Annotated in this window: 19 protein-coding genes and 1 pseudogene; 4 read left to right on the top strand and 16 right to left on the bottom strand. The window is 60.6% G+C overall.

Annotated features, from left to right (window positions below; translation table 11 throughout):
* From JV201_RS29880 to JV201_RS20275, 7 genes are all read right to left on the bottom strand, one after another.
* On the bottom strand, positions 1-586 hold a 586-nt coding region (locus JV201_RS29880; RefSeq protein ID WP_374707372.1), incomplete at its 3' end, for a helix-turn-helix domain-containing protein.
* A gap of 176 nt (positions 587-762) precedes the next feature.
* Positions 763-1,416, bottom strand: a complete 654-nt coding sequence (locus JV201_RS20300; protein WP_003219744.1) for an HAD family phosphatase — start codon at positions 1,414-1,416, stop codon at positions 763-765.
* A 29-nt stretch (positions 1,417-1,445) separates the two neighbouring features.
* Entirely contained in the window at positions 1,446-2,435 is a 990-nt protein-coding gene (locus tag JV201_RS20295; protein ID WP_003219745.1) for an ABC transporter ATP-binding protein, read from the bottom strand.
* Positions 2,432-3,232 carry an ABC transporter permease gene (locus JV201_RS20290; protein WP_003219747.1) on the bottom strand — a complete coding sequence of 267 codons (801 nt, stop codon included), beginning with the start codon at positions 3,230-3,232 and terminating at the stop codon, positions 2,432-2,434. Before JV201_RS20290 ends, JV201_RS20295 begins: the two co-directional genes overlap by 4 nt.
* A complete protein-coding gene (locus JV201_RS20285) occupies positions 3,219-4,064 on the bottom strand; it encodes an ABC transporter permease subunit (protein WP_003219748.1) in 846 nt (281 codons plus the stop codon). Before JV201_RS20285 ends, JV201_RS20290 begins: the two co-directional genes overlap by 14 nt.
* The gene (locus JV201_RS20280) at positions 4,061-4,867 is read right to left on the bottom strand and encodes an alkaline phosphatase family protein (protein WP_003219750.1); all 807 of its coding nucleotides are present in this window, start codon (positions 4,865-4,867) and stop codon (positions 4,061-4,063) included. The genes JV201_RS20285 and JV201_RS20280 overlap by 4 nt, the downstream gene beginning before the upstream one ends.
* Before the next feature lie 187 nt (positions 4,868-5,054).
* Positions 5,055-6,122 (bottom strand): ABC transporter substrate-binding protein, encoded by a 1,068-nt coding sequence (locus JV201_RS20275; RefSeq protein ID WP_003219752.1) that lies wholly within the window; start codon positions 6,120-6,122, stop codon positions 5,055-5,057.
* Between the two features lie 351 nt (positions 6,123-6,473).
* Between JV201_RS20275 and JV201_RS20270 the strand changes: the two genes are divergently transcribed.
* Positions 6,474-7,187, top strand: coding sequence for a UTRA domain-containing protein (locus JV201_RS20270; RefSeq protein WP_003219754.1), 714 nt, complete (start codon positions 6,474-6,476; stop codon positions 7,185-7,187).
* A 382-nt stretch (positions 7,188-7,569) separates the two neighbouring features.
* Here JV201_RS20270 and JV201_RS20265 read toward each other — a convergent pair whose 3' ends face one another.
* The 3 genes from JV201_RS20265 to JV201_RS20255 all read right to left on the bottom strand — a co-directional run bounded on the left by JV201_RS20265 (position 7,570) and on the right by JV201_RS20255 (position 11,376).
* Entirely contained in the window at positions 7,570-8,916 is a 1,347-nt protein-coding gene (locus tag JV201_RS20265) for an amidohydrolase (protein ID WP_219405977.1), read from the bottom strand.
* A 51-nt stretch (positions 8,917-8,967) separates the two neighbouring features.
* Positions 8,968-11,127 (bottom strand): mechanosensitive ion channel family protein, encoded by a 2,160-nt coding sequence (locus tag JV201_RS20260; RefSeq protein WP_003219758.1) that lies wholly within the window; start codon positions 11,125-11,127, stop codon positions 8,968-8,970.
* 72 nt (positions 11,128-11,199) lie between these two features.
* Positions 11,200-11,376: a hypothetical protein gene (locus JV201_RS20255; RefSeq protein WP_003219760.1), complete on the bottom strand. Its 177-nt coding sequence runs from the start codon at positions 11,374-11,376 to the stop codon at positions 11,200-11,202.
* A 176-nt stretch (positions 11,377-11,552) separates the two neighbouring features.
* Here JV201_RS20255 and yegS point away from each other — a divergent pair.
* A pseudogene (gene yegS / locus JV201_RS20250) lies at positions 11,553-12,477 on the top strand (lipid kinase YegS); the annotation flags it as partial.
* Here yegS and JV201_RS20245 read toward each other — a convergent pair.
* The 3 genes from JV201_RS20245 to JV201_RS20235 all read right to left on the bottom strand — a co-directional run bounded on the left by JV201_RS20245 (position 12,439) and on the right by JV201_RS20235 (position 14,751).
* Positions 12,439-13,098, bottom strand: coding sequence for a response regulator transcription factor (locus JV201_RS20245; RefSeq protein ID WP_003219763.1), 660 nt, complete (start codon positions 13,096-13,098; stop codon positions 12,439-12,441). The pseudogene yegS and the gene JV201_RS20245 sit on opposite strands and share 39 nt — an antisense overlap.
* Entirely contained in the window at positions 13,095-13,988 is an 894-nt protein-coding gene (locus tag JV201_RS20240; protein WP_003219766.1) for a sensor histidine kinase, read from the bottom strand. Before JV201_RS20240 ends, JV201_RS20245 begins: the two co-directional genes overlap by 4 nt.
* A 319-nt stretch (positions 13,989-14,307) precedes the next feature.
* The gene (locus JV201_RS20235; protein WP_003219767.1) at positions 14,308-14,751 is read right to left on the bottom strand and encodes a hypothetical protein; all 444 of its coding nucleotides are present in this window, start codon (positions 14,749-14,751) and stop codon (positions 14,308-14,310) included.
* Positions 14,752-15,301: 550 nt separating this feature from the next.
* Between JV201_RS20235 and JV201_RS20230 the strand changes: the two genes are divergently transcribed.
* Entirely contained in the window at positions 15,302-16,237 is a 936-nt protein-coding gene (locus JV201_RS20230) for a chemotaxis protein CheV (RefSeq protein ID WP_008430676.1), read from the top strand.
* 39 nt (positions 16,238-16,276) lie between these two features.
* Positions 16,277-17,083 (top strand): MOSC domain-containing protein, encoded by an 807-nt coding sequence (locus tag JV201_RS20225; RefSeq protein WP_219405976.1) that lies wholly within the window; start codon positions 16,277-16,279, stop codon positions 17,081-17,083.
* A gap of 64 nt (positions 17,084-17,147) precedes the next feature.
* On the opposite strand, the gene JV201_RS20220 is transcribed toward JV201_RS20225, so the two are convergent.
* From JV201_RS20220 to JV201_RS20210, 3 genes are all read right to left on the bottom strand, one after another.
* Positions 17,148-17,432 carry a pyrimidine/purine nucleoside phosphorylase gene (locus JV201_RS20220; protein ID WP_003183665.1) on the bottom strand — a complete coding sequence of 95 codons (285 nt, stop codon included), beginning with the start codon at positions 17,430-17,432 and terminating at the stop codon, positions 17,148-17,150.
* A 47-nt stretch (positions 17,433-17,479) separates the two neighbouring features.
* Positions 17,480-18,022, bottom strand: a complete 543-nt coding sequence (locus JV201_RS20215; RefSeq protein WP_003219774.1) for an exonuclease domain-containing protein — start codon at positions 18,020-18,022, stop codon at positions 17,480-17,482.
* Between the two features lie 71 nt (positions 18,023-18,093).
* Positions 18,094-20,028 carry an acetyl/propionyl/methylcrotonyl-CoA carboxylase subunit alpha gene (locus JV201_RS20210; RefSeq protein WP_219405975.1) on the bottom strand — a complete coding sequence of 645 codons (1,935 nt, stop codon included), beginning with the start codon at positions 20,026-20,028 and terminating at the stop codon, positions 18,094-18,096.
* Between the last annotated feature and the right edge of the window lie 295 nt (positions 20,029-20,323).

Genomic DNA, 20,323 nt, shown 5'->3' with positions numbered 1-20,323 from the left:
GAGCTGGTAAACCGTAGCGCCGAAAAACCGCGATCAACTGCTCCTGTACCGTGGCTGTGCGCTCGTTGGCACAGGCTTTGATTGCCAAGTTGAAACGAGAATGGTCGTCCAAAACAGTTAGCGGATGGCATCGGCCTTGTTGCGTTGGGAAATGCCCTTTGAAATCCATCTGCCAAAGATCATTGGGCGCGTCGTGTTCAAACCTCAACCTTGCTGCCTGTAACTCTTTTGGGACCGTTTGAACCAAACCATGGCGATGTAAGACATTGGTGACAGTGCTAGGAGCGATACGCTTATCTAACAGATTGCTGATCGTGCGGCCGCCCCAGGCTGGATGCTCCCGCCTAATTGCCAAGACTTCAGTCTCCAGCGCGGGCTCGGTAAGTTTTGGGCTAGTGGCTGGCCTGCGGGATTTCTCCAGCAGACCTTGCTGGCCTTGTTCTTCGTAGCGACCGAGCCACTTGTACGCGGTTTGGGGACTGATACCGAACCGTCGACACAGTTCTCGTTTATTGCTGCCGGGTTGCCGGGCTAAGGCAACGAACTCTTTTTTCAGGCTCATGGCGTCTCTCGTATTCCAGGGCATGATGGTTTTCCGGCGTAGTTAGCTCGCCGAAAAGTGTCCACCATGTCCCCGTACACCCGTCAACCATGTGTCCGGTCCGTACACGCTTTTGCAAAGTGACTCGCTGTAAGAGCGAAACCATAGGTGGCCGTTACCTAAATAACGGATATGTACTCACCTCAAACCAGCACAAAACGTCACACCCAATGATGAATCGGCCACCCAGCCTTCTCAGCATGCGCCCGCAGCACCGGGTCCGGATTCACCACCTGCGGGTTCTCCACCTTCAGCAACAGCGGCAAATCATTGCGCGAATCCGAGTAGAAGTACGCCCCATCAAGGTGCTCACCTTCCTGCTCCAGCCATTCCATCAGGCGAGTGATCTTGCCTTCGCGGTAAGTCAGTACACCTGTGGTCTTGCCGCTGTACACCCCATGGGCGACGTCCAGCTCAATCCCCAGCACTTCATCAATGCCGATACGCGCCGCAATCGGCTTGACCAAGTGCGTCCCCGACGCCGAGATCACCAAAATCCGGTCACCATTCTTGCGGTGCTGTGCAATGGTACGGGTGGCTTCGCTGTAGATCAGCGGCTCGATAACGTCTTCCACCCACGGCTCTACAAGGTGCTCGATCTCTTCCGGCGTGCGGCCAATCATCGGCTCCAGGCTGAAGTCCATGAAATCCTCCATGGCCAGCTCACCGCGGCTGTAGGCCGCCATCAGTTCGTCGTTCTTGCGCATGAACGACTCGCCATCCACCCAGCCCAGGCGGCCCATCTGCTCGCTCCACAGGGTGGCGCAGTCGCCGTGGATCAGGGTGTCGTCCAGATCAAAAATTACCAATGCCATCTGTCACGCTCTCTCAAATAAATCGTGCGTCAGGCTACTTCACACAACGCACTTGGGTCGATGGAAAGTGCCAATCGCTGACCGTCCGGGTGCAGATCGTCAGCCGAGCGGTTGAGCACGTCCACCACCAATTCCACCCCACGGGCTTCGATGCGGTAGCGAATCACGTTGCCCAACAGGCTGTGGCTGCGCACCAACGCATCCAGCTCACCGCTGCGGCTGAGCTCAATGGCCTCCGGGCGAATGGCGATGCGCCCGGTGATCGGACGCTGCAACAGTTTGCTGGCCTTGTCGGCGTCCAGCAGGTTGTAGTTGCCGATAAAGCCCGCGGCGAACACATCCACCGGCGCGGTGTAGAGGGTCTCGGCATCGCCGCTCTGCACGATCTTGCCCTGGTTCATCAGGAAGATCCGGTCGGACATGGTCAGGGCTTCTTCCTGGTCATGGGTCACGAAGATGGTGGTCAGGCCCAGCTCACGCTGGATCTGGCGAATCTGTTCACGCAGGTGCTTGCGAATCCGTGCATCGAGGGCCGACAGCGGTTCATCCAGCAGCAACAGGCGCGGGCGCGTCACCAGGGAGCGGGCGAGGGCCACGCGCTGGCACTGGCCGCCGGACATCTGGTGCGGGTAGCGGCCGGCGAGTTCTTTCAGCTCCACCAGTTGCAACACTTCCTGCACGCGTTTGTGGCTGTCGTCGGCATTGACCTTCTGCATGCGCAGGCCGAAGGCGACGTTCTGTTCCACGGTCATGTTGGGGAACAGCGCGTAGCTCTGGAACACCATGCCGATATGCCGTTTCTGTGGGCTCAGCGGGACGATGTCCTGGCCATCCAGCAGGATTTTCCCGCTGTCCACCGAGGTCAGGCCGGCGATGCAGCGCAGCAGGGTCGACTTGCCGCAGCCCGACGGGCCAAGCAGGGTGACGAATTCGCCCTTGGCGATTTCGCAGTTGATGTCACTGAATACCGGCGTACCGGCGTAGCCTTTTTGCAGGTGTTGGACGCTGACGAAGCTCATTGGCTTTTGTCCTTGTTCAAGATGTTGGCGGCCCAGGTCAGCACCAGCACGAAGAAGAAATAGGAGATCACCAGGGCACTGGTGAAGTGGCCGCTGCTGTTACGCATATTGTTGAGGTACACCTGCAGGGTTTCGTAGCGGGTGCCCACCAGGATGTTGGCGAACACGAACTCGCCGAACAGGAACGAGAACGACAGCAGCAATGCCACCATCAAGCCCTTGCGCAGGTTCGGCAGCACCACCAGGAACGCCGCCTGGAAGGTGCTGGCACCGAGCAGTTGGGCGGCGTCCATCAGGTCCCGCAGGTTGATCGCTTGCAGGTTGTTGGTGATCGCCCGGTACATGAACGGCAGCGCCACGGTGAAGTAGCAACCGATCAGGATCCACGGCGTACCCACCATCGCAAATGGCCCCGAGCCGTAGAGCTGCAACAGCCCCACCGACGACACCACCGGCGGCACTGCGAAGGGCAGCAGGATCAAAATGTTCATCAGCGCGTCGAGTTTCGGAAAGTGGTAATGCACCACAAACAGCAGCGGCAGGATCAGCACCACCGACAAGATCAGCGCGCCGACGCACACCAGCAGCGACTGGCCGAAGGCATTCAGGAAGCGCGGGTCACTCCACAGCTGGATATACCATTTAAAGGTAAAGCCGGATGGCAGGATGGTCGCCGACCAACTGCTGGCGATGGAGTAGACCAGGGTGCCGAGCAACGGCAGCACCAGGATTGCAAACAACAGATACACCACTACGCGGTGGTAGAGGGCGGCCGAGCCAGGTTCAGCGCGAGACATGGTAGCTCCTCTTGAGCAGCAGTTGATGGACCACGGTCACCACGGTCATCAGCGCCACCAGCACCACGGCCAGGGCACTGGCCATGTTCGGGTCCAGGGAAATATCGCCGGAGACCATCGCCGCGATGCGGATCGGCAGCACGTTGAAGTTGCCGGTGGTCAGCGCGTACACCGTGGCGTAGGCGCCGAGAGCGTTGGCCAGCAGGATCACGAAGGTGCCCAGCAGCGCCGGGGTCAGCACCGGCAGACCGATGTGCCGCCAGTACTGCCAGCCGTCCGCGCCGAGCAATGAAGCAGACTCGCGCCAGTCTTCACGCAGTGCATCAAAGGCCGGGTAGAGCAGCAACACGCCGAGGGGAATCTGGAAGTAGGTATAAAGGATGATCAGGCCGGTCTTGGAGTACAGGTTGAAGTCCTGAATGATCCCCGCCTGCTTGAGCATGATGGTGATGCTGCCGTTGAACCCCAGCAGGATGATGAAGGCGAAGGCCAGGGGTACGCCGGCAAAATTGCTGGTCATGTTGGCGAACGCGGTCACGAAATTGCGCAGCGGCCCGTCGACCCGGCGCAGCGAGTAGCTGCCGAGTACGGCGATGATGATCCCGAACACGCTGGAGTAGAAACTGATTTCCAGGCTGTACTGGATCGCCTGCATATAGAACTTCGAGCTGAAGATCTTGCTGAAGTTGGCCAGGCCCCAGCCGAACTCTTCGGACTGGACGCTGCTGATCATCACCCACACCAGCGGGGCGATTTCGAACACGATAAAGAAGATGGCGAAGGGCACCAGGCACAAGGCGGCCAGCCATTTGCCGCGGATCACTGAATTCACTTCAACAGCTCCCGGCATACAGGTTTGTCGTGGGGTACACCCAACAGCTCGCAGACGGTGCCGCACAGCTCGGTTTGTTTGGGCGTGGCGTGGGTGTCGAGGCTGAAGGCATCACCCAGCACAAACAGCGGCACTTCCCGTTCTTCCGGCAGCAGGCCGTTGTGGGAGCGGTCGTTGTTCATGCCGTGGTCGGCCGTCACCAGTACCTGGTAACCGGCGTCGAGCCAGCCTTGCAGGTAGTCGGCGAGGATGATGTCGGCCGAGCGCGCGCTGTTGCGGTATTGCGGGGTGTCGAGGCCGTGCTTGTGGCCGGCATCGTCGATGTTCATCGGGTGCACCACCAGGAAATTCGGCGCGTGTTTGAGGCGCAGGCTTTCGGCGTCGGCAAACAGGTGCGAGTCCGGGTAATGGTCATTCCAGTAGAAATGCCCGTGCTGGATCGCCAGGGCCGAGTCGCTGGTATGCCGATCCCGGGCGGCGATAAAGGGCGAGCGGTTATACAACTCGCTGACCCAGTGATACGCCGCCGCCGCCGTGGATAAACCGGCGTCGGTGGCGTAATGGAAAATGCTGCGCTGGTTGGACAGGCGCGAGACGTTGTTGTGGACGATGCCGCTCTCGATCGGCGGGACGCCGGTGAGGATGCATTCGTACAGTGGCCGGGACAGGGCCGGCAGTTCACATTCCAGTTTGTACAGTGCTGCGCGTCCTGCGCCGACATAGGCCTGCAAGTGCCCCATGGCGTGTCGGGCAACCTCGTAATTCAGGCCGTCGAGCACGACAAGGATGACGTTGTGCTTCATAGGGGCTGGGGCTCCGCAACAAATAGGCTTGACTCGGTTTTTCGGTTGGAACACCGATCAAATGTGGGAGCTGGCTTGCCTGCGATAGCGGTGTGTCAGTCGACAATACTGCTGAATGTCATACCGCTGTCGCAGGCAAGCCAGCTCCCACACTGACCGCGTTCCACTTGAACAGGCGTGTTAAGCCTTATTGCATATTGATGATGACTTCTTCCTGCCACTTCTGCGGCAGTGCCTTGGAGGTCTTCTCCCAAGCGTCGGCGTCCTTGATCGGCGTGACTTTCTTGTACTGCTCGTTAGGCAGCAGCTTGGCCTGTACGTCGGCTGGCAAGGTCAGGTGCTCGGCACGGATCGGCCGTGCATTGCCACGCGCCAGGTTGGTCTGGCCGGCGTCGCTGAAGATGTATTCGCGGGTCAGCTTGGCGGCGTTCGGGTGCTTGGCGTATTTGTTGATGATCGTGGTGTAGCCGGAAATCACCGAGCCGTCCGATGGGATCAGCACCACGTAGTCATCCGGGTTGGCCATCTTGGCCTTGTAGCTCAGGCCGTTGAAGTCCCAGACCACGCCCACTTCCACTTCGCCTTTTTCCATGGTGGCGATGGTTGGGTTGGCCAGCGACAGGCGGCCTTGCTTGGCGATGTCGGCGAACATCAGCAGCGCCGGCTGAATGTTCTTCTCGTCGCCACCGTTGGCCAGTGCGGCGGCGAGTACGCCGTTGGCCGCCTGGGCGGCGGTGCTCACGTCACCGATGGAAACCTTGTATTTGCCGGTCTTCAGGTCAGCCCAGCTTTTCGGAGCTTCGGAGCCGTGCAACAGCTTTTTGTTGACGATAAAGGCGATGGTGCCGGTGTAGGCCAGGGCCCAGTTACCGTCCTTGTCTTTCGCCCAATCCGGGACTTGTGCCCAGGTGGTCGGTTTGTACGGTTGGGTAACGCCCTGTTTCACCGCGATCGGGCCGAAGGCTGCACCCACGTCGCCGATGTCGGCGCTGGCGTTGTCTTTCTCTGCCGCAAACTTGGCGACTTCCTGGGCGGAGCTCATGTCGGTGTCGATGTGCTTGAGGCCGTAGGTCTTGGCCAGGTCGTCCCAGGTGCCTTTCCAGTTGGCCCAGTCATCGGGCATGCCGACGCTGTTGACGGCGCCTTCCGCTTTCGCGGCGGCTTCCAGGGTTTTTAGATCGGTATCAGCGGCCATGGCGGCGGTGCACATGGCAATGGTCGAGCCTAACAGTGATGCCAGGAAAAGCTGTTTCATCCGAAGCTCCTTTGGGCGTTTTCAACGCTGCGTTTTTATCGACGTTTGCGGTGGTGTTGGTCTAGGTCAGCAATACACGAGCCAATTTAGGCGTGGCGGATGACAGTTTCATGTCGATGTCGTTTTTTGTTGGCCTGGACGGGGGATCACCGGGTAAGCGTAGACCATGCCCAACCGCCCGGAAGCCTTGGACTTGGCCGATGTATTGCAGGTCTTGTGGCAGGACGTCGCGAGGCGCTGTCATCTGTCGGTCATGTGCAATGCCTAGGCTTGCACGCAACAGCAGAGGCGCGTTTAGCGGGCGTTTTGTGCACCTGAATAGTGCTGGTCTAGTCCAGATAGGTAACGTTGATGCGTGATGAGGCAACCAAAGCGGTGACAACCATTGGCCTGGCGCTGCAAGAGCAGATCGACCATGGCTTGTTGGCGCCTGCCAGTAAGCTGCCGGCCGAGCGCAAGCTCAGCGAGTTGTTTGGTACCACCCGCATTACGGTGCGGGAAGCCTTGTTACAACTTGAGGCCCAAGGGCAGATTTATCGCGAGGAGCGGCGGGGGTGGTTTGTGTCACCGCCCAGGCTTGCCTATAACCTGATGCAGCGCAGTCATTTTCACGCGATGGTGAGTGCCCAGGGTCGGGTGCCGTCGACCGAGGTGATTTCGGCGCGGTTGCAGCCGGCTTCGGCGGCGGTGTGTGCGTGGTTGCAGTTGCCGGCGTTGTCCAGCGTGATTCAGATTTGCCGGGGGCGCAGGATTGATGGGCGGTTGGTGTTGTATGTGGAGCACTATCTGAACCCGCAGTATTTTCCGGGGATTCTGGGGTGTGATTTGAATCAGTCGATTACGGAGTTGTATGCGCGGGTGTATGACTTGCACTACGGGCGGGTGCGGTTTGAGATTGTGCCGACGTCATTGCAGGTTGAGGCTGCGGCGGCGTTGAGGGTGTCGGTGGGGAGCCCGGGGTTGCGGATTGCTCGGGTTAATTATGATCAGCATGAGCGGTTGATTGATTGTGATCTGGAGTTTTGGCGGCATGATGCGATTCATGTGGGGGTGGATGTGGTTTGACGTTTTGCCTGTGTGTATCCGTTATTTAGGTCACGGCGGCTTTTGGTTCCGCTCTCACAGCGGCTCACTTTTGAACAGCTGGAATGCCGGCCCAGCCCCAAGTAAGCACAGGGCTTTACCCCGATGACCTGGGTGTTAGAGCAAAAGCAGAGCCGCTGTATGTGGGAGCGGGCTTGCTCGCGAAAAACCTTAGGGCGCCGCGTTGAGTCAGGATACCCACGTCATCGTTAACGACCTTCGCGAGCAAGCCCGCTCCCACATTTGGATCGTGTCCGCCTTTGGGTTTGCTGTTGCTTCACCACACTTAAGCCCGAGCGAGGTGCAGAGTGGTGGGGCAAGAGCGGAACCCTAGGCGGCCGTTACCTGAATAACGGATATACCCTCAATCCCCCGCATTGGCATACAAATAATCCGTCGCCAACGAAGCCAGCGTCCGAACCCCAACCACCAACGCCGACTCATCCACAAAGAACCCCGGATTATGATTCGGCGCCGCCTTGCTCATGTCCTGATCCCTCGGCGTCACCCCCAGAAACACAAACAACCCTGGCGCTTCCTTGGCATAAAACGAGAAGTCCTCAGCCCCACCCACCAACGGGGCATTCACTACGTCGCCATTCGCCGCCCAACGCAAACTCGGCAGCATCTTCTCGGTCAGCGCCGGGTTGTTGATGGTCGGATCGTACTTCTCAATGATCGTCACCTCAGCCTTCGCCCCACCACTCTCGGCAATCTTCTCGACGGTCTGCCGCACATCCGCATGCAGCTTCTGGCGAATGCCATAGTCGTAGGAGCGAATGGTCCCACTCATATCCACCGACTCGGGAATGATGTTGTACCGCGTCCCTCCGTTGATGGTGCCAATACTCACCACCGCCGGAAACGAAGAAATGTCGGTACGCCGACTGACCACCGTCTGCAGCCCCACAATGGCCTGCGCCCCCACGGTAATCGGATCGATCCCATCCCACGGCCGCCCCGCATGGGTCTGCTTGCCCAGGATCTTGATCCGCAGGTCATCCGAGCTCGCCAGCGTCGGCCCCGGCCGATACGCAATCTGCCCCGCAGGCACCCCGGCCCACACATGCAGCCCAAAAACGGCATCCGGCTTGGGCGATTTCATCACCCCTTCCTGCACCATCATCTTCGCGCCCCAAGTGTTTTTACCGTCGGGGATAAAGTCGCTCGGGCCTTCTTCAGCCGGCTGGAAATAAAACACCACGGTCCCAGGCAGACGATCGCGCATACCTGTAAGGATTTTCGCCGTGCTCAGCAGGATGGCGGTGTGGGCGTCGTGGCCGCAGGCGTGCATCACGTCGACTTCTTTATCGAGGTACACACCCTTGGCCTTCGAGGCGAAGGGCAGGCCGGAGACTTCCTTGACCGGCAGCGCATCCATGTCGGCGCGCAAGGCCACGGTCGGGCCGGGCAGGGCGCCCTTGAGGATGGCGACAACGCCCGTGCGCGCCACGCCAGTCTTGACCTCCAGCCCCATCTCCCGCAGTTGCTTGGCCACCAGCTCCGCGGTGCGATGTTCGGTGTTGCCCAGTTCAGGATGGGCGTGGATGTCGCGCCGGGTTTCCAGCAAGGCCGGTTCCAGTACTTTGGCCTGGGCGGCGATGGTTTCGCGGGCACTGTCCTGGCCGCTGTTGGCGGCGATGACCGCACTGCTGGCGACACCGCACAGCAGGCCGAATACCCATTGGTGTGTAAGACCGGTCAAACGCATAAGGACTCTCCATGATTATTGTTGTTGATCCTGACGTCGTCCGGGCAGCGCTTATTCTTTCTCTTGCACGCCTCCCGCCGCTGTCACCACTTGCACGCTCAAGCGCGGGGTGGCCAGGTCCAGCCCGGCTTCGTCGAGGTGACGCTTGAGCGACAGGTTGAACGCCCGCGAAACCTCCCACTGCTTGATCGGCGCGGTCTTGAAGCGGGCGCGAAGAATCGCACTGCCGGACTCGAAACTTTCTACACCCTGAATCTCCAGCGGCGACCAAATATTGCGCCGCTGCAACGGGTCGTTGCGCATCTTCTGCCCGACGTCGCGCATCAGCTTGATGGCGTCGTCGATTTCCATGTTGTAGGGAATCGCCACCCGGAAGATCGCGTAGCCGAACTCCCGGGAGTAGTTCTTGATGCTTTTGATTTCACTGAACGGGATCGTATGCACGATGCCGTCGATGTCCCGCAGGCGCACGGTACGGATGGTCAAGCCTTCGACCGTACCCAGGTGACCGCCGACATCCACATAGTCATCAATCGCCAGGGAGTCTTCGATAATGATGAACAGGCCGGTGATCAAATCCGCCACCAGCGACTGTGCACCAAAACCGATGGCCAGGCCGATCACACCGGCACCCGCCAGCAGCGGCGTGACGTTCATGCCCATGTTCGCCAGGGCGACGATGGCGGCAATGATGAAGATGGTCACGAACAGCACGTTGCGAATCAACGGCATCATCGTTTGCGCACGCGCGTTGGCCAGGCCTTTGCGCGAGCGGGTGAGGGCGTGGTGGATCGCGGTGTCGCTGAGGATCCAGATCAGCCAGGCAAACAGCAATGTGCCGGCAAGGCCGAACAGCTTGACGCTGATTTCATGCCCGTCGCCTTCGGTAAAGCGGATCAGCGACAGGCCCCAGACCCGCAGGCCGAGTTCGATAAACACCAGCCACACCACCAGGTGGGCGAGGGTGTAGACGAAGCTTTTCAGGCGCTCGGAGTACAGCGCATGGCGCTTGTGCCCACGCTGCGGCTTGAGGGAATGGCGGCGCACCAGGCCGTTGATCACCATGCACAGCACCAGCAACACCGTGCACAACAACGACTGGCGCAGGGCGGTGCTGGTGTCGCCGGCGGAGACGAAGGTGGCGAACAGCGAGATGCCCACCAGCAGCAACGCCGGCAGGTACCAGAAGGTGCCGACGATTTCGATAGTGTCACTCAGGGCGCGGCGGGTCAGGCGGCGGGACAGCGGCTGGTTGCGGATCAGGTGCGCAATCGGCCGGCGGAATCGCAGGATGAACACACCGGTGGACAGCGCGGCCATGACATTGGCGATGGTCGCGGCGACATGGGACAGGTGCTGGCCCAGGCTCTCGGCCAGGCGCGGGTCGCTGACGGCTTCGCCAAAGGCGGCAAAGCTGCCGATCAGCCATAACGGCCGGAAGGCCTGGTGGCGCAGGATGTACAACGCGCGGTGACGGTGCGGGCCGTCGAGTACGGAAAAGGCGACCACGCAGATCGCCGAGAAGCAGGTGCCCACCACCAGCGCGTAGGCCAGCACCATCGCCAGGGATTTGCCGAGGGACGAGGGCAGTGCGTAACTCATGTAGACGGTGATCACCAACGCGATCAGCCACGGGCCGAGCTTGCGCAGGGCAAAGCGCAGCAGGTCCCAGGTCTTGGGGTGTTGCGGCAGTTCTTCGGTCAGGCCGAAGCGCTCGCGCACCCGGTGGCTGAGCCAGATCAGGATCGCGGCCAGCAGGCTCCAGAGCATCAGGATCATGGCAAAGGCAAAGATGATCGGCAGCCATTCGCTGGCCGGCAGCATCAGTGCGGTGAGTTCATCCTTGGCCTGGTCAAACTCGTTGGACCAGCGATTGAGCGGGCTGTCGGCACCGGAGAATTGTTGCTCCAGGCTCGACAGCGTGCCGCCGATCAGACCGAGTACACCCAGTTCGGCGGCGGGCTGGGCCTTTTGCGTGGTCTCACGGAGCTTTTTCAGGTCGCTCAGCAGCTTGGTGCGCTGCTGGTCGTTTTCCAGGGTCTTGATCACCTCGTCCAGGGACTGGCCCAACGGGACGTCGGCTTGCGGCTGGGTTTTGGTGTTGCTGCCCAGCAGCCCCGGCAGGCTCACGGCGTGGGCAGGCGCCATGGGCAGCAGGGTCAGCAGGCAGAAAAGCAGGCAACAGGGCAGGGCAAACAGACGGGCAAGCACGAGGCGGTCAACCTTAAAAACGACGAATTGACCGAGTGTACGAGGCCGTCATGTGCAATGCGAGTGAGATTGTCATTCGGCGAGTTTGGCGAGGATCTTGTAAACCACGGTGCCGAGGATCAGCAGCATGCCGATCCACATGCCGAACACACCGATGGGTTTGTCGCGGAAGTTGAAGCCGATGGCCAGGAGGATCATGCCGGTCAGGATGGGGATAAGCATGGAGTGGAAGGCGGACATGGTGATCATGGTGCGACGGCCTTGTCGGGTGGCAATAGGTATAAGTCTAGGTCGATTTCGCCAAGTGCGAGTTGATCCGTGTCAGAAACGCTACAAAACCCGGTTAATTTCTACATCCGATGGCTTTTTTTCGATTGGCCACGGTCAACATCCCTCAGGAACCTTAAACCCAGGAGCATTCATCCATGAGCACACCCAAGGCACTGTTGATTCTGCACGGCAAGCAAGCCCTCAACGAGCAGGTGCGGGCGGCGGTGCAGGGCAAGCGCGAGCAGGGCTGGGACCTGGCCGTACGGGTGACGTGGGAGGGTGGCGATGCCCAGCGGTTTGTCGATCAGGCCCTTGCCGATGGCTACACGCGGCTGATTGCCGGCGGCGGTGACGGCACCCTGCGGGATGTGGCCGAGGCCATGGCCCGGGCCAAGACCGAGGCCAGTCTGGTGCTGATGCCCCTCGGTACCGCCAACGATTTTGCCCGCGCCGCAGGTGTGCCGCTGGAGCCCGAGCAGGCCCTGGACCTGCTGGATGTACCGGCCCGTGCCATCGACCTGGGCGAAGTAGGCGGGCAGATCTTCCTGAATATGGCCACCGGTGGTTTTGGCAGCCAGGTCACTGCCAACACCTCCGAAGACTTGAAGAAAGTCCTCGGTGGCGCGGCGTATCTGTTTACCGGCCTGTCACGCTTCAGCGAGTTGCGCGCGGCCTACGGTGAATTGCAGGGCCCTGACTTTCACTGGCGCGGCGAGCTGCTGGCCCTGGGCATCGGCAACGGGCGCCAGGCCGGTGGTGGCCACGTGCTGTGCCCCGGCGCCCTGGCCGATGATGGTTTGTTGGATATCAGCATCTTGCCGGCGCCGCAGGAAGTGGTCGGCACCCTGCGCAACCTGATGACGGACGGCTGGGGCCTGGACAATATGTTTGTGCGGGCGCGCTTGCCGTGGGTCGAAATCAAGGTCGCCGAAGGGCTGGCGATCAACCTCGACGGCGAACCACTCCAGGGTGACGACTTGCACTTCTCGGCCTTGCCCCAGGCACTGCGGGTGCATCTGCCGGAGGACTCACCGTTGCTGACTAATCGTCAAGGCTGATGATCTGTTCGCGCACTGCGAACAGCACCAGGCCCGCCACGTCGAAAATCTGCAGGCGCTTCATGATCTGCGAGCGGTGGGCTTCCACGGTCTTGATGCTCAGACCCAGGCCATTGGCGATTTCACGGGTGGACTTGCCGCGCACGATCAAGCGCAGGATTTCCAACTGGCGTGCCGTCAGGTTGTGGCTGTGGGGCGGCGGGTTGACCTGGGCCTGATTGCGGATCAGCGCCTGGTTGATCACCGTATGGGCGATTGCCGGGCTGAGGTAGCGTTCGTTGTTGCGCAACGCCAGCAGCGCGTGCTCCAGCTCATTGGCCGTGGTGTCCTTGAGCAGGTAGCCATGGGCGCCGGACTCCAGCGCGCACATGATCAGCTCCGGGTCGGTGTGCATCGACAGGATCAGCACCTTGCTCTTCGGGTAGGCGCGCTTGAGGTCTTTCAATGCATCGAGCCCGCCGGTGTGCTTCATCGACAGGTCAAGCAGCACGATGTCGGGTTGCAGCGCGTCAAACCGCTCCAGCAACTGCGCGCCGTCGCTCGCTTCACCGATCACCGCGTAGCCGGGAATATCCATGACCAGCGCACGCACGCCGGCCCTGATCAGGGAGTGGTCATCCACCAGGAGTAAGTTGCACGTCACTCTAGAACCTTATGGGGGTTGGCCCGTTCGAGGGCGCGGGGCGCCCAGGGGAAAAGCGCTTCGATCCTCGTCCCGGAGCCTGGCTGGCTATTGACCGACAATGTGCCTCCCAGTTGATCAATCCGCTCGGACATCCCGGCCATGCCCCGCTGGCCTTCCTGGGCGGGGTTGATGGCGGGCGAAAAGCCCTGGCCGTCATCGCTGATAAACAGTGACAGGCCTTCGGGCAGGCGTTGCAGGCGTACCAGCAGGTTACGTGCCTGGGCATGGCGCAGCATGTTGGTGACGGCTTCCTGGGTAATGCGAAAGGCGGCAACAGCCATCTCTTCCGGGATGCCGGTCAGCCGTTGATGGCATTCCAGGCTCCAGCTTACCCGGGTGTTTTCCAGGGTCTTGAGCAGATGCGCCCGCAGGCTCGCCTCAAGGCCCAGGCTCGCCAGTTGCCGGGGGTTGAGGATGGCCGACACGTCCTGCACCTTGGCCAGGGTTTCGTTGAGGGTGTTGCACAGCACCGCACAGTGGCCCTGCAGGTTTTCCGGAAGACGGCGCTTGAGCCATTCACTTTGCAGCTTGGCGGCGGTCAACAGTTGGCCGATATCGTCGTGCAGTTCGCGGCTGAGGCGATGACGTTCGTTTTCCTGGACCTGCAACAGGCGGTCGGCCAACTCCTGGGGCTGGAACTTGATGGACTTGCGTGAGCGCCACTGTTGCAAGCCCACCACCAGCAGGGTGGCCAGGTTCACTGACAACAGCGCCAGGGGAAGATCGGCCGAGTGTGCATAAGCCCACAGGCTGAGCAGGCACGCGCACAGGCATAGCGCGAGGGTTATCCAGCGTGCATTGCTTCGGGACACGGACCTTGCGATGAGTGACTTCAGGCTGGCGTACATAGGAGGCGCATTTCACGTTTATATGCATCATGAAGTTGAGTCACTTCGAGCGGGGCATGGTACCACCACTATTACCGTTGGTCGCCTGGCGCCGAGCGGGATGAGGCGTATTAATCACGGCAGCGTCCCGGAAGGTAGTCCCGGAGTTCAACGAGTGGGGAAGTTGTATCATTGAAGTTGTTTTGTATCAGTATTGTCGTTAGTGGCTTATTGATATTTTTCTGCTAACGACGTCGTGATGCATAAATAGTTGTGGTGTCGTTTTTAGATAATCAGGCAATTGAATGCGACATTTTTGTCGCTTGAATGCGAAGAAGCCTCAAATAGCGTAAGGCCTGTGTTGTTGCTTATAGCCAAAATCGCTTTGGGGGATGTGTTGGACAACGGTGGCGATCAACACGGTTTGTTCCGTTTCATCCAGGCCGAGCTTGCCGGTTTTTGTATCGATCAACTCCAGTTGCCAGGCCAGCAGGGTGAGGCAGTTGTGCAGTGCATCAAGTGCTTCGTCATGCAGTTGCAGGGGGCTGGCGGCGTTGCTGATCAGGTACTGGATATGCCGTGAGAACTCGCTGATCGCCCTCAGGGCCAAGGCTTCGGATTTTTCCGCGAGCTTGATCAGGTTGGTTTTCATGCAGTCGATCGCGTCACTGTCGTTGCGGATCAAATGCAGGTGGCTCAAGCATTCTTCAGACTTGGCCAGCAACATTTCCGCTTCGAGGAGGAACTCGGGAAGTGCAAGTTGCCACTCTTTGCCGTCGTTCATCACACAAGTCTCCAGAACATACGATCGGATGATGAGATGTTGCACCGGTTGAATGGCGTAAAACTACCGCTGAAATATGACGAATATCTGTAGGCCCGTTCCGACTTTTCAGTAGGAAATTTATTTGAATGACGACCGTCGTCCCAGTGCCCCACAATTTCCAGGGACATTCGCACAACTTCTTTGGGTGCCAGTACATAAGCCACTGGATGATCCGTTGGCCGTGGGCTTGCGATAGCAAACAAAAGCCTGACTCCATTCATGCAATGAGAATGGCGTCACATTAATGGCTATTAGATATCGCGAATATCAGGTTGGTCCTGATTGTGGATAGGGGAATCCCTTACATAGCGGAACCTCGCGCAGACTTTGCGGTCGCGCGGCGGTGGTGATGGGCCTTGCGTTGAAGCGGGTTCAGTAAAGCATGATGTCAGTGTGACATCAATGGATTTGCATGGCATTTTAGTGGGGGGTCAAGGTCCGGCGTTTGCCGCCGATAACCTGCTTCAGTGACCAGCACTATCCATCCGCTAAACCCCAGGAGTCTTTAATGGCCGGCATTCTCGACACGGTAGATCAACGCACACAATTGGTGGGTGAGAATCGCCTGGAGATCCTCATGTTTCGCCTGGCCGGGCGGCAGCTGTTCGCGATCAACGTGTTCAAGGTGCAGGAAGTGCTGCAACTGCCCAAGTTGACCCTGATGCCCCAGCGCCACCCATTTGTCTGCGGCGTGGTCAACCTGCGTGGGCAGACGTTGCCGGTGATCGACCTGTCCCAGGCGATTGGCATGCGTCCGCTGATTCCGGGCCCCAACAGCACCATTATCGTCACCGAGTACAACCGCTCGGTGCAGGCGTTCCTGGTGGGCGGCGTCGACCGCATCGTCAATATGAACTGGGAGGCGATCCTGCCGCCGCCGGCAAGTGCCGGGCGCCAGCATTACCTGACGGCCATCAGCAAGGTCGATGACCAGTTGGTGGAAATCATCGACGTGGAAAAAGTCCTCGCCGAAATCGTGCCCTACAACGCCAAGGTTTCCCGCGAGAAACTTGAAGACCCGGTGCTGGAACGCGCCCGCGGCCGCGAAGTGCTGCTGGTGGACGACTCCAACGTCGCCCTCTCGCAACTGCGTGACACCCTCGGACAGTTGGGGGTGAAGATGCACATTGCCAGCGACGGCCTCAAGGCACTGAACATGCTCAAGGCCTGGGCCGACAGTGGCCAGGTGATGACCGACAAGCTGTTGATGATCTTCACCGACGCCGAAATGCCCGAGATGGACGGCTACCGCCTGACCACCGAGATTCGCAACGACCCGCGCCTGCGCAGCCTGTACGTGGTGCTGCATACGTCGTTGTCCGGCAGCTTCAACGACTCGATGGTGAAGAAGGTCGGTTGCGACAACTTCCTCTCCAAGTTCCAGCCCGACAAGTTGGTGGACGTGGTACGTCAGCGCCTGATGCTGGACGAAGTCCCGGCTTGAGCTTAGGGTGACGGCTTTGTCCCTCAGGAATGCAGGCCCATGCTTCGTCTCAGCGCGTTGTACCGATACCCCTTGAAGTCCGGCAAGGGTGAATCCTTGCAGCAGATCGGCCTGGACACACTCGGGCTCGACGGGGATCGACGCTGGATGTTGGTGGACGAGGCCAGCGGGCGTTTCCTGACCCAGCGCGCCGTGGCCAGGATGAGCCAGCTCTCGGCGCTGTGGAACAGCGCCGGTGGCCTGACCTTGAGCGCCGAGGGCCAACCTGCGCTTGACGTGCCACTACCCGGCAGCGATGCCGAGTTGCGCGGCGTGACCATCTGGCGTGACACCTTGCGCGTGCCGGATGCCGGTGACGAGGCGGGCGCCTGGCTCAGCGAATTCATCGGCAAACCCACGCGGCTGGTGCAAGTGCCGCTGTCCCGTGCACGCACGACCGAGGCCGGCTACGGCAAGGATGATGACAAGGTCGCGTTTGCCGATGGCTTTCCGTTGCTGCTGATCGGCCAGGCGTCCCTGGATGACCTGTCCCAGCGTATCGGTCGGCCCATGGAGATGCTGCGTTTTCGCCCCAACCTGGTGATCGAGGGCAGCGAAGCCTTTGCCGAAGACGGCTGGAAGCGGATACGGATTAGTGACGTGGAGTTTCGCGTGGTCAAGTCCTGCTCACGCTGCATCCTCACCACCATCGACCCGGCGAGTGGCGAGCGCAGTGCCGACCGCGAACCGCTGGCCACGCTCAAGACCTACCGCGAGCAAGAGGGCGATGTGATGTTTGGGCAGAACCTGGTCAACGATGGGGTGGGCCGCCTGGAAGTCGGCATGCCGGTGACGATCCTAGAGTAAGCAGCCCTGAAATGAAAAATGCCCGTCTCTCGCGAGACGGGCATTTTTTTCGGCTATCGAACGTTTAGCCGCGGTATTCGCACAGGTAGGCGGTGTCGACCGCCACCTTCAGCTGGAACTTGCTGTTGGCTGGCACGTTGAACTGGCTGCCGGCGGCGAAGGTTTCCCAGTCGGTGCTGTCTGGCAGCTTGACGGTCAGTGCGCCCGATACCACGTGCATGATTTCACGCTGGGCAGTGCCGAACTCGTATTCACCCGGGGCCATGACGCCGATGGTCGCCGGACCTTCTGCAGTGCCGAAAGCGATCGACTTGACGGTGCCGTCGAAGTACTCGTTGACTTTAAACATGGGCGAATCCTCGGAAAAGGGTCAAGAAAGGTCGGCCAGTATGCCTTCTACACGGGCAAAATCAACGGCAGCAGCCGTGCGGTATTGCGTGCATCTTCCAGCGCCCGATGCTGTTGGCCGTGGAACTGCATGCCGGCCAGTTGCAGCGCGCCGTTGAGCCCCAGCGGCTTGTCCAGGCGCCGGGCCTTGGCGAAGCGTTGCTTGAGGTTCACGTGGGGCGTCTGGCCCAGCACGCTGCTCAAGCCATGGCGCTGCCACTCCAGTTCCAGTTGCTGGCGATCGTAGTCACCCCAGCTCGCCCAGCCTTCCAGGCGTGCCTGGTGCTGGCCAAGCCAGCGTTCGAACAGCGGCCACACCTCGATCAACGGCGCGGCAGCGTCGATATTCGCCTGGGTGATGTGGGTCAACTGGCGGCAGAACGGCGTCAGCAGCGGCCTGCGCAATGGCCGCACGAAACGCTGGAAATGGTCCAGTTCACGGCCCTGGCGGTTGACCAGGCTCACACCGATTTCGATGATTTCCATCTCGGTCACGGGCCAGCCGCCTTCATCCGTTGTGGCTTCAAGATCAATAATCAGCCAATGAGGCATCGCAGGTTCCCGTACTCTTCCCGTCCTGATGGGGATAGAGCGTAGCCAAGCCTGCTAGTTCCGCCCAGGGCTTACTCGATCTCCAGCAAAATCTGACGGTTCCTGACCTGATCGCCTGCAACCGCCTGGATTCGCTTGACCACGCCACTCATGCCGGCCTTGAGTGGGTGCTCCATTTTCATCGCTTCCAGCACCAGCAACAGCTGGCCCTTGCTGACCGAATCGCCTTCGCTGACCCGTACTTCGACAATTGCCCCATCCATCGGCGCCTTGACCGTGCCGTTGCCGGCCTCGGCCTGGCGGGTGGCGACGGTTTGGGTTCGATCATTGATGCACACGCCGGGCAACCAGAGCCGGGTGCCTTGCAGGTGGTAGGCAATGCGACGGCGAATGCCGTTGAGAACGGCGGTGGCCCAGCGTCCGTCGGTGGAGAGGTCGCGTATTTCGATGGCGTGCTGATCAATCTCGACGTGCAGGCAATTGTCCGCCAGCACACTGAGGCTGATGGTCCGGGGCTCGTCGTGTTCGGCCAATTGCCAGGTCCAGGGTACGCTGGCGTTGTTGCGCCAGCCGGATAATGGCTGGGTGTGAGCGCTGGCGCTGTGTTGGTAAAACAGCGCGGCGGCCAGGGCCAGCTCTTCGTTGGTCGCGTGGGTACGCGGGATGTCGCTGAAGTGTTCGGCAATAAAGCCGGTGCTGAAATCGCCGGCGATGAAGTGTGGATGCTTGAGCAGGCTGGCCAGCAGGCGCTGGTTGGTGGGCACGCCGAGCAGCACGCAGTCTTCCACGGCCCTGACCAGCTTGCGCCGGGCCTCTTCGCGGGTGGCGCCGTGGGCGATGATCTTGCCCAGCATCGAGTCGTAGAACGGGGTGATGCGCTGGCCTTCCAGCACGCCATGATCGATGCGCACACCTGGCGCCGGGTCCCAGCGCAGTACGTCGCCGGTTTGCGGGAGGAAGCCCTGGGCCGGGTCTTCGGCGTACAGGCGCACTTCCATGGCGTGGCCGGTTAGGGTCACTTGTTCCTGACTCAGGGGCAAAGGTTGGCCGGCGGCGATGTGCAGTTGCCAGGCGACGAGGTCGAGGCCGGTGATCAGTTCGGTGACCGGGTGTTCGACCTGCAGGCGGGTGTTCATTTCCAGGAAGTAGAAATTGCCGTCGCGGTCGAGCAGGAACTCCACCGTGCCGGCGCCGACGTAATTGACGGCGCGCGCGGCCTTGAGGGCGGCTTCGCCCATGGCTTGGCGCAGCTCGGGGGTCATGACGGGGCAGGGGGCTTCTTCGATGACTTTTTGATGGCGGCGCTGGACCGAGCAGTCGCGTTCGCCGAGGTAGATCAGGTTGCCGTGGGTGTCGCCGAACAGTTGGATTTCGACGTGGCGGGGGGCGATCAGGGCTTGTTCGAGGATGAGTTCGGCGCTGCCGAAGGCGTTTTGTGCTTCGGAGCGGGCGGTGCGCAGGTGTTCCAGCAGGGTGTCGGGGTTGTGTACCAGGCGCATGCCGCGGCCGCCGCCGCCGGCGCTGGCCTTGATCATCAGTGGGTAGCCGATGTGGGTGGCTTGTTGTTGCAGGGTTGGGTCGTCCTGGTCGGGGCCTTGGTAGCCCTTGATGCAGGGGACGCCGGCGTTGAGCATGGCGATTTTTGAGAGGCGTTTGCTGCCCATCAGGTCGATGGCTTCGGGGCTGGGGCCGATGAAGGTGAGGTCGGCGTTTGCGCAGGCTCGGGCGAAGTCGGGGTTTTCGGAGAGGAAGCCGTAGCCGGGGTGGATGGCGTCGGCGCCGGTGCGGTGGGCTGCGTTGAGGATGGCTTCGATGTTCAGGTAGGACTGGGTGACGGGGGCGGGGCCGATGTTGATGGCTTCGTCGGCCATCTGGACGTGCAGGGCGTCGGCGTCGGCTTCGCTGTAGATCGCTACGGTGCGGTAGCCCAGGGATTGGGCGGTGCGCTGGATGCGGCAGGCGATTTCGCCACGGTTGGCTATGAGGATTTTGTTGAACATCGGCATGGTGGTGTCCCTTGGCTTGTCGGGTACATATCCGTTTCTKCGGTAACGGCTGCTTATGGTTCCGCTCTTACAGCGGGTCACTTTTGAAAAGCGCAAAAGTAACCAAAACGCTCTGCCCCGCCTGTCGGCGCCTCGCTKYGGCTCGGCGTTCCCTCACTCCGGCATTRCTCCGCGGGCCGCCGCGACGGGCCATCCATGGCCCGGCGCGGCTAAACCGGCGTCCTGCCGGTTTACCCGCTGCGCAATACCTGCGTTCGGCCTCGGGCTGAATGGGGCAGTCAGATCAAGATCAAGA

This window comes from Pseudomonas sp. Colony2 (assembly GCF_019382755.1).
In the GTDB taxonomy this organism is placed as follows: domain Bacteria; phylum Pseudomonadota; class Gammaproteobacteria; order Pseudomonadales; family Pseudomonadaceae; genus Aquipseudomonas.
Note: the sequence above shows the minus strand (reverse complement) of the source record. Positions and strands in the feature narration are given on the sequence as shown.

Coding starts and splice junctions, on each gene's coding strand:
- JV201_RS20300 (WP_003219744.1), bottom strand. CDS start 1,416: ATGGCATTGGTAATTTTTGATCTGGACGACACCCTGATCCACGGCGAC.
- JV201_RS20295 (WP_003219745.1), bottom strand. CDS start 2,435: ATGAGCTTCGTCAGCGTCCAACACCTGCAAAAAGGCTACGCCGGTACG.
- JV201_RS20290 (WP_003219747.1), bottom strand. CDS start 3,232: ATGTCTCGCGCTGAACCTGGCTCGGCCGCCCTCTACCACCGCGTAGTG.
- JV201_RS20280 (WP_003219750.1), bottom strand. CDS start 4,867: ATGAAGCACAACGTCATCCTTGTCGTGCTCGACGGCCTGAATTACGAG.
- JV201_RS20275 (WP_003219752.1), bottom strand. CDS start 6,122: ATGAAACAGCTTTTCCTGGCATCACTGTTAGGCTCGACCATTGCCATG.
- JV201_RS20270 (WP_003219754.1), top strand. CDS start 6,474: ATGCGTGATGAGGCAACCAAAGCGGTGACAACCATTGGCCTGGCGCTG.
- JV201_RS20265 (WP_219405977.1), bottom strand. CDS start 8,916: ATGCGTTTGACCGGTCTTACACACCAATGGGTATTCGGCCTGCTGTGC.
- JV201_RS20255 (WP_003219760.1), bottom strand. CDS start 11,376: ATGATCACCATGTCCGCCTTCCACTCCATGCTTATCCCCATCCTGACC.
- JV201_RS20240 (WP_003219766.1), bottom strand. CDS start 13,988: ATGTACGCCAGCCTGAAGTCACTCATCGCAAGGTCCGTGTCCCGAAGC.
- JV201_RS20235 (WP_003219767.1), bottom strand. CDS start 14,751: ATGAACGACGGCAAAGAGTGGCAACTTGCACTTCCCGAGTTCCTCCTC.
- JV201_RS20230 (WP_008430676.1), top strand. CDS start 15,302: ATGGCCGGCATTCTCGACACGGTAGATCAACGCACACAATTGGTGGGT.
- JV201_RS20225 (WP_219405976.1), top strand. CDS start 16,277: ATGCTTCGTCTCAGCGCGTTGTACCGATACCCCTTGAAGTCCGGCAAG.
- JV201_RS20220 (WP_003183665.1), bottom strand. CDS start 17,432: ATGTTTAAAGTCAACGAGTACTTCGACGGCACCGTCAAGTCGATCGCT.
- JV201_RS20215 (WP_003219774.1), bottom strand. CDS start 18,022: ATGCCTCATTGGCTGATTATTGATCTTGAAGCCACAACGGATGAAGGC.
- JV201_RS20210 (WP_219405975.1), bottom strand. CDS start 20,028: ATGCCGATGTTCAACAAAATCCTCATAGCCAACCGTGGCGAAATCGCC.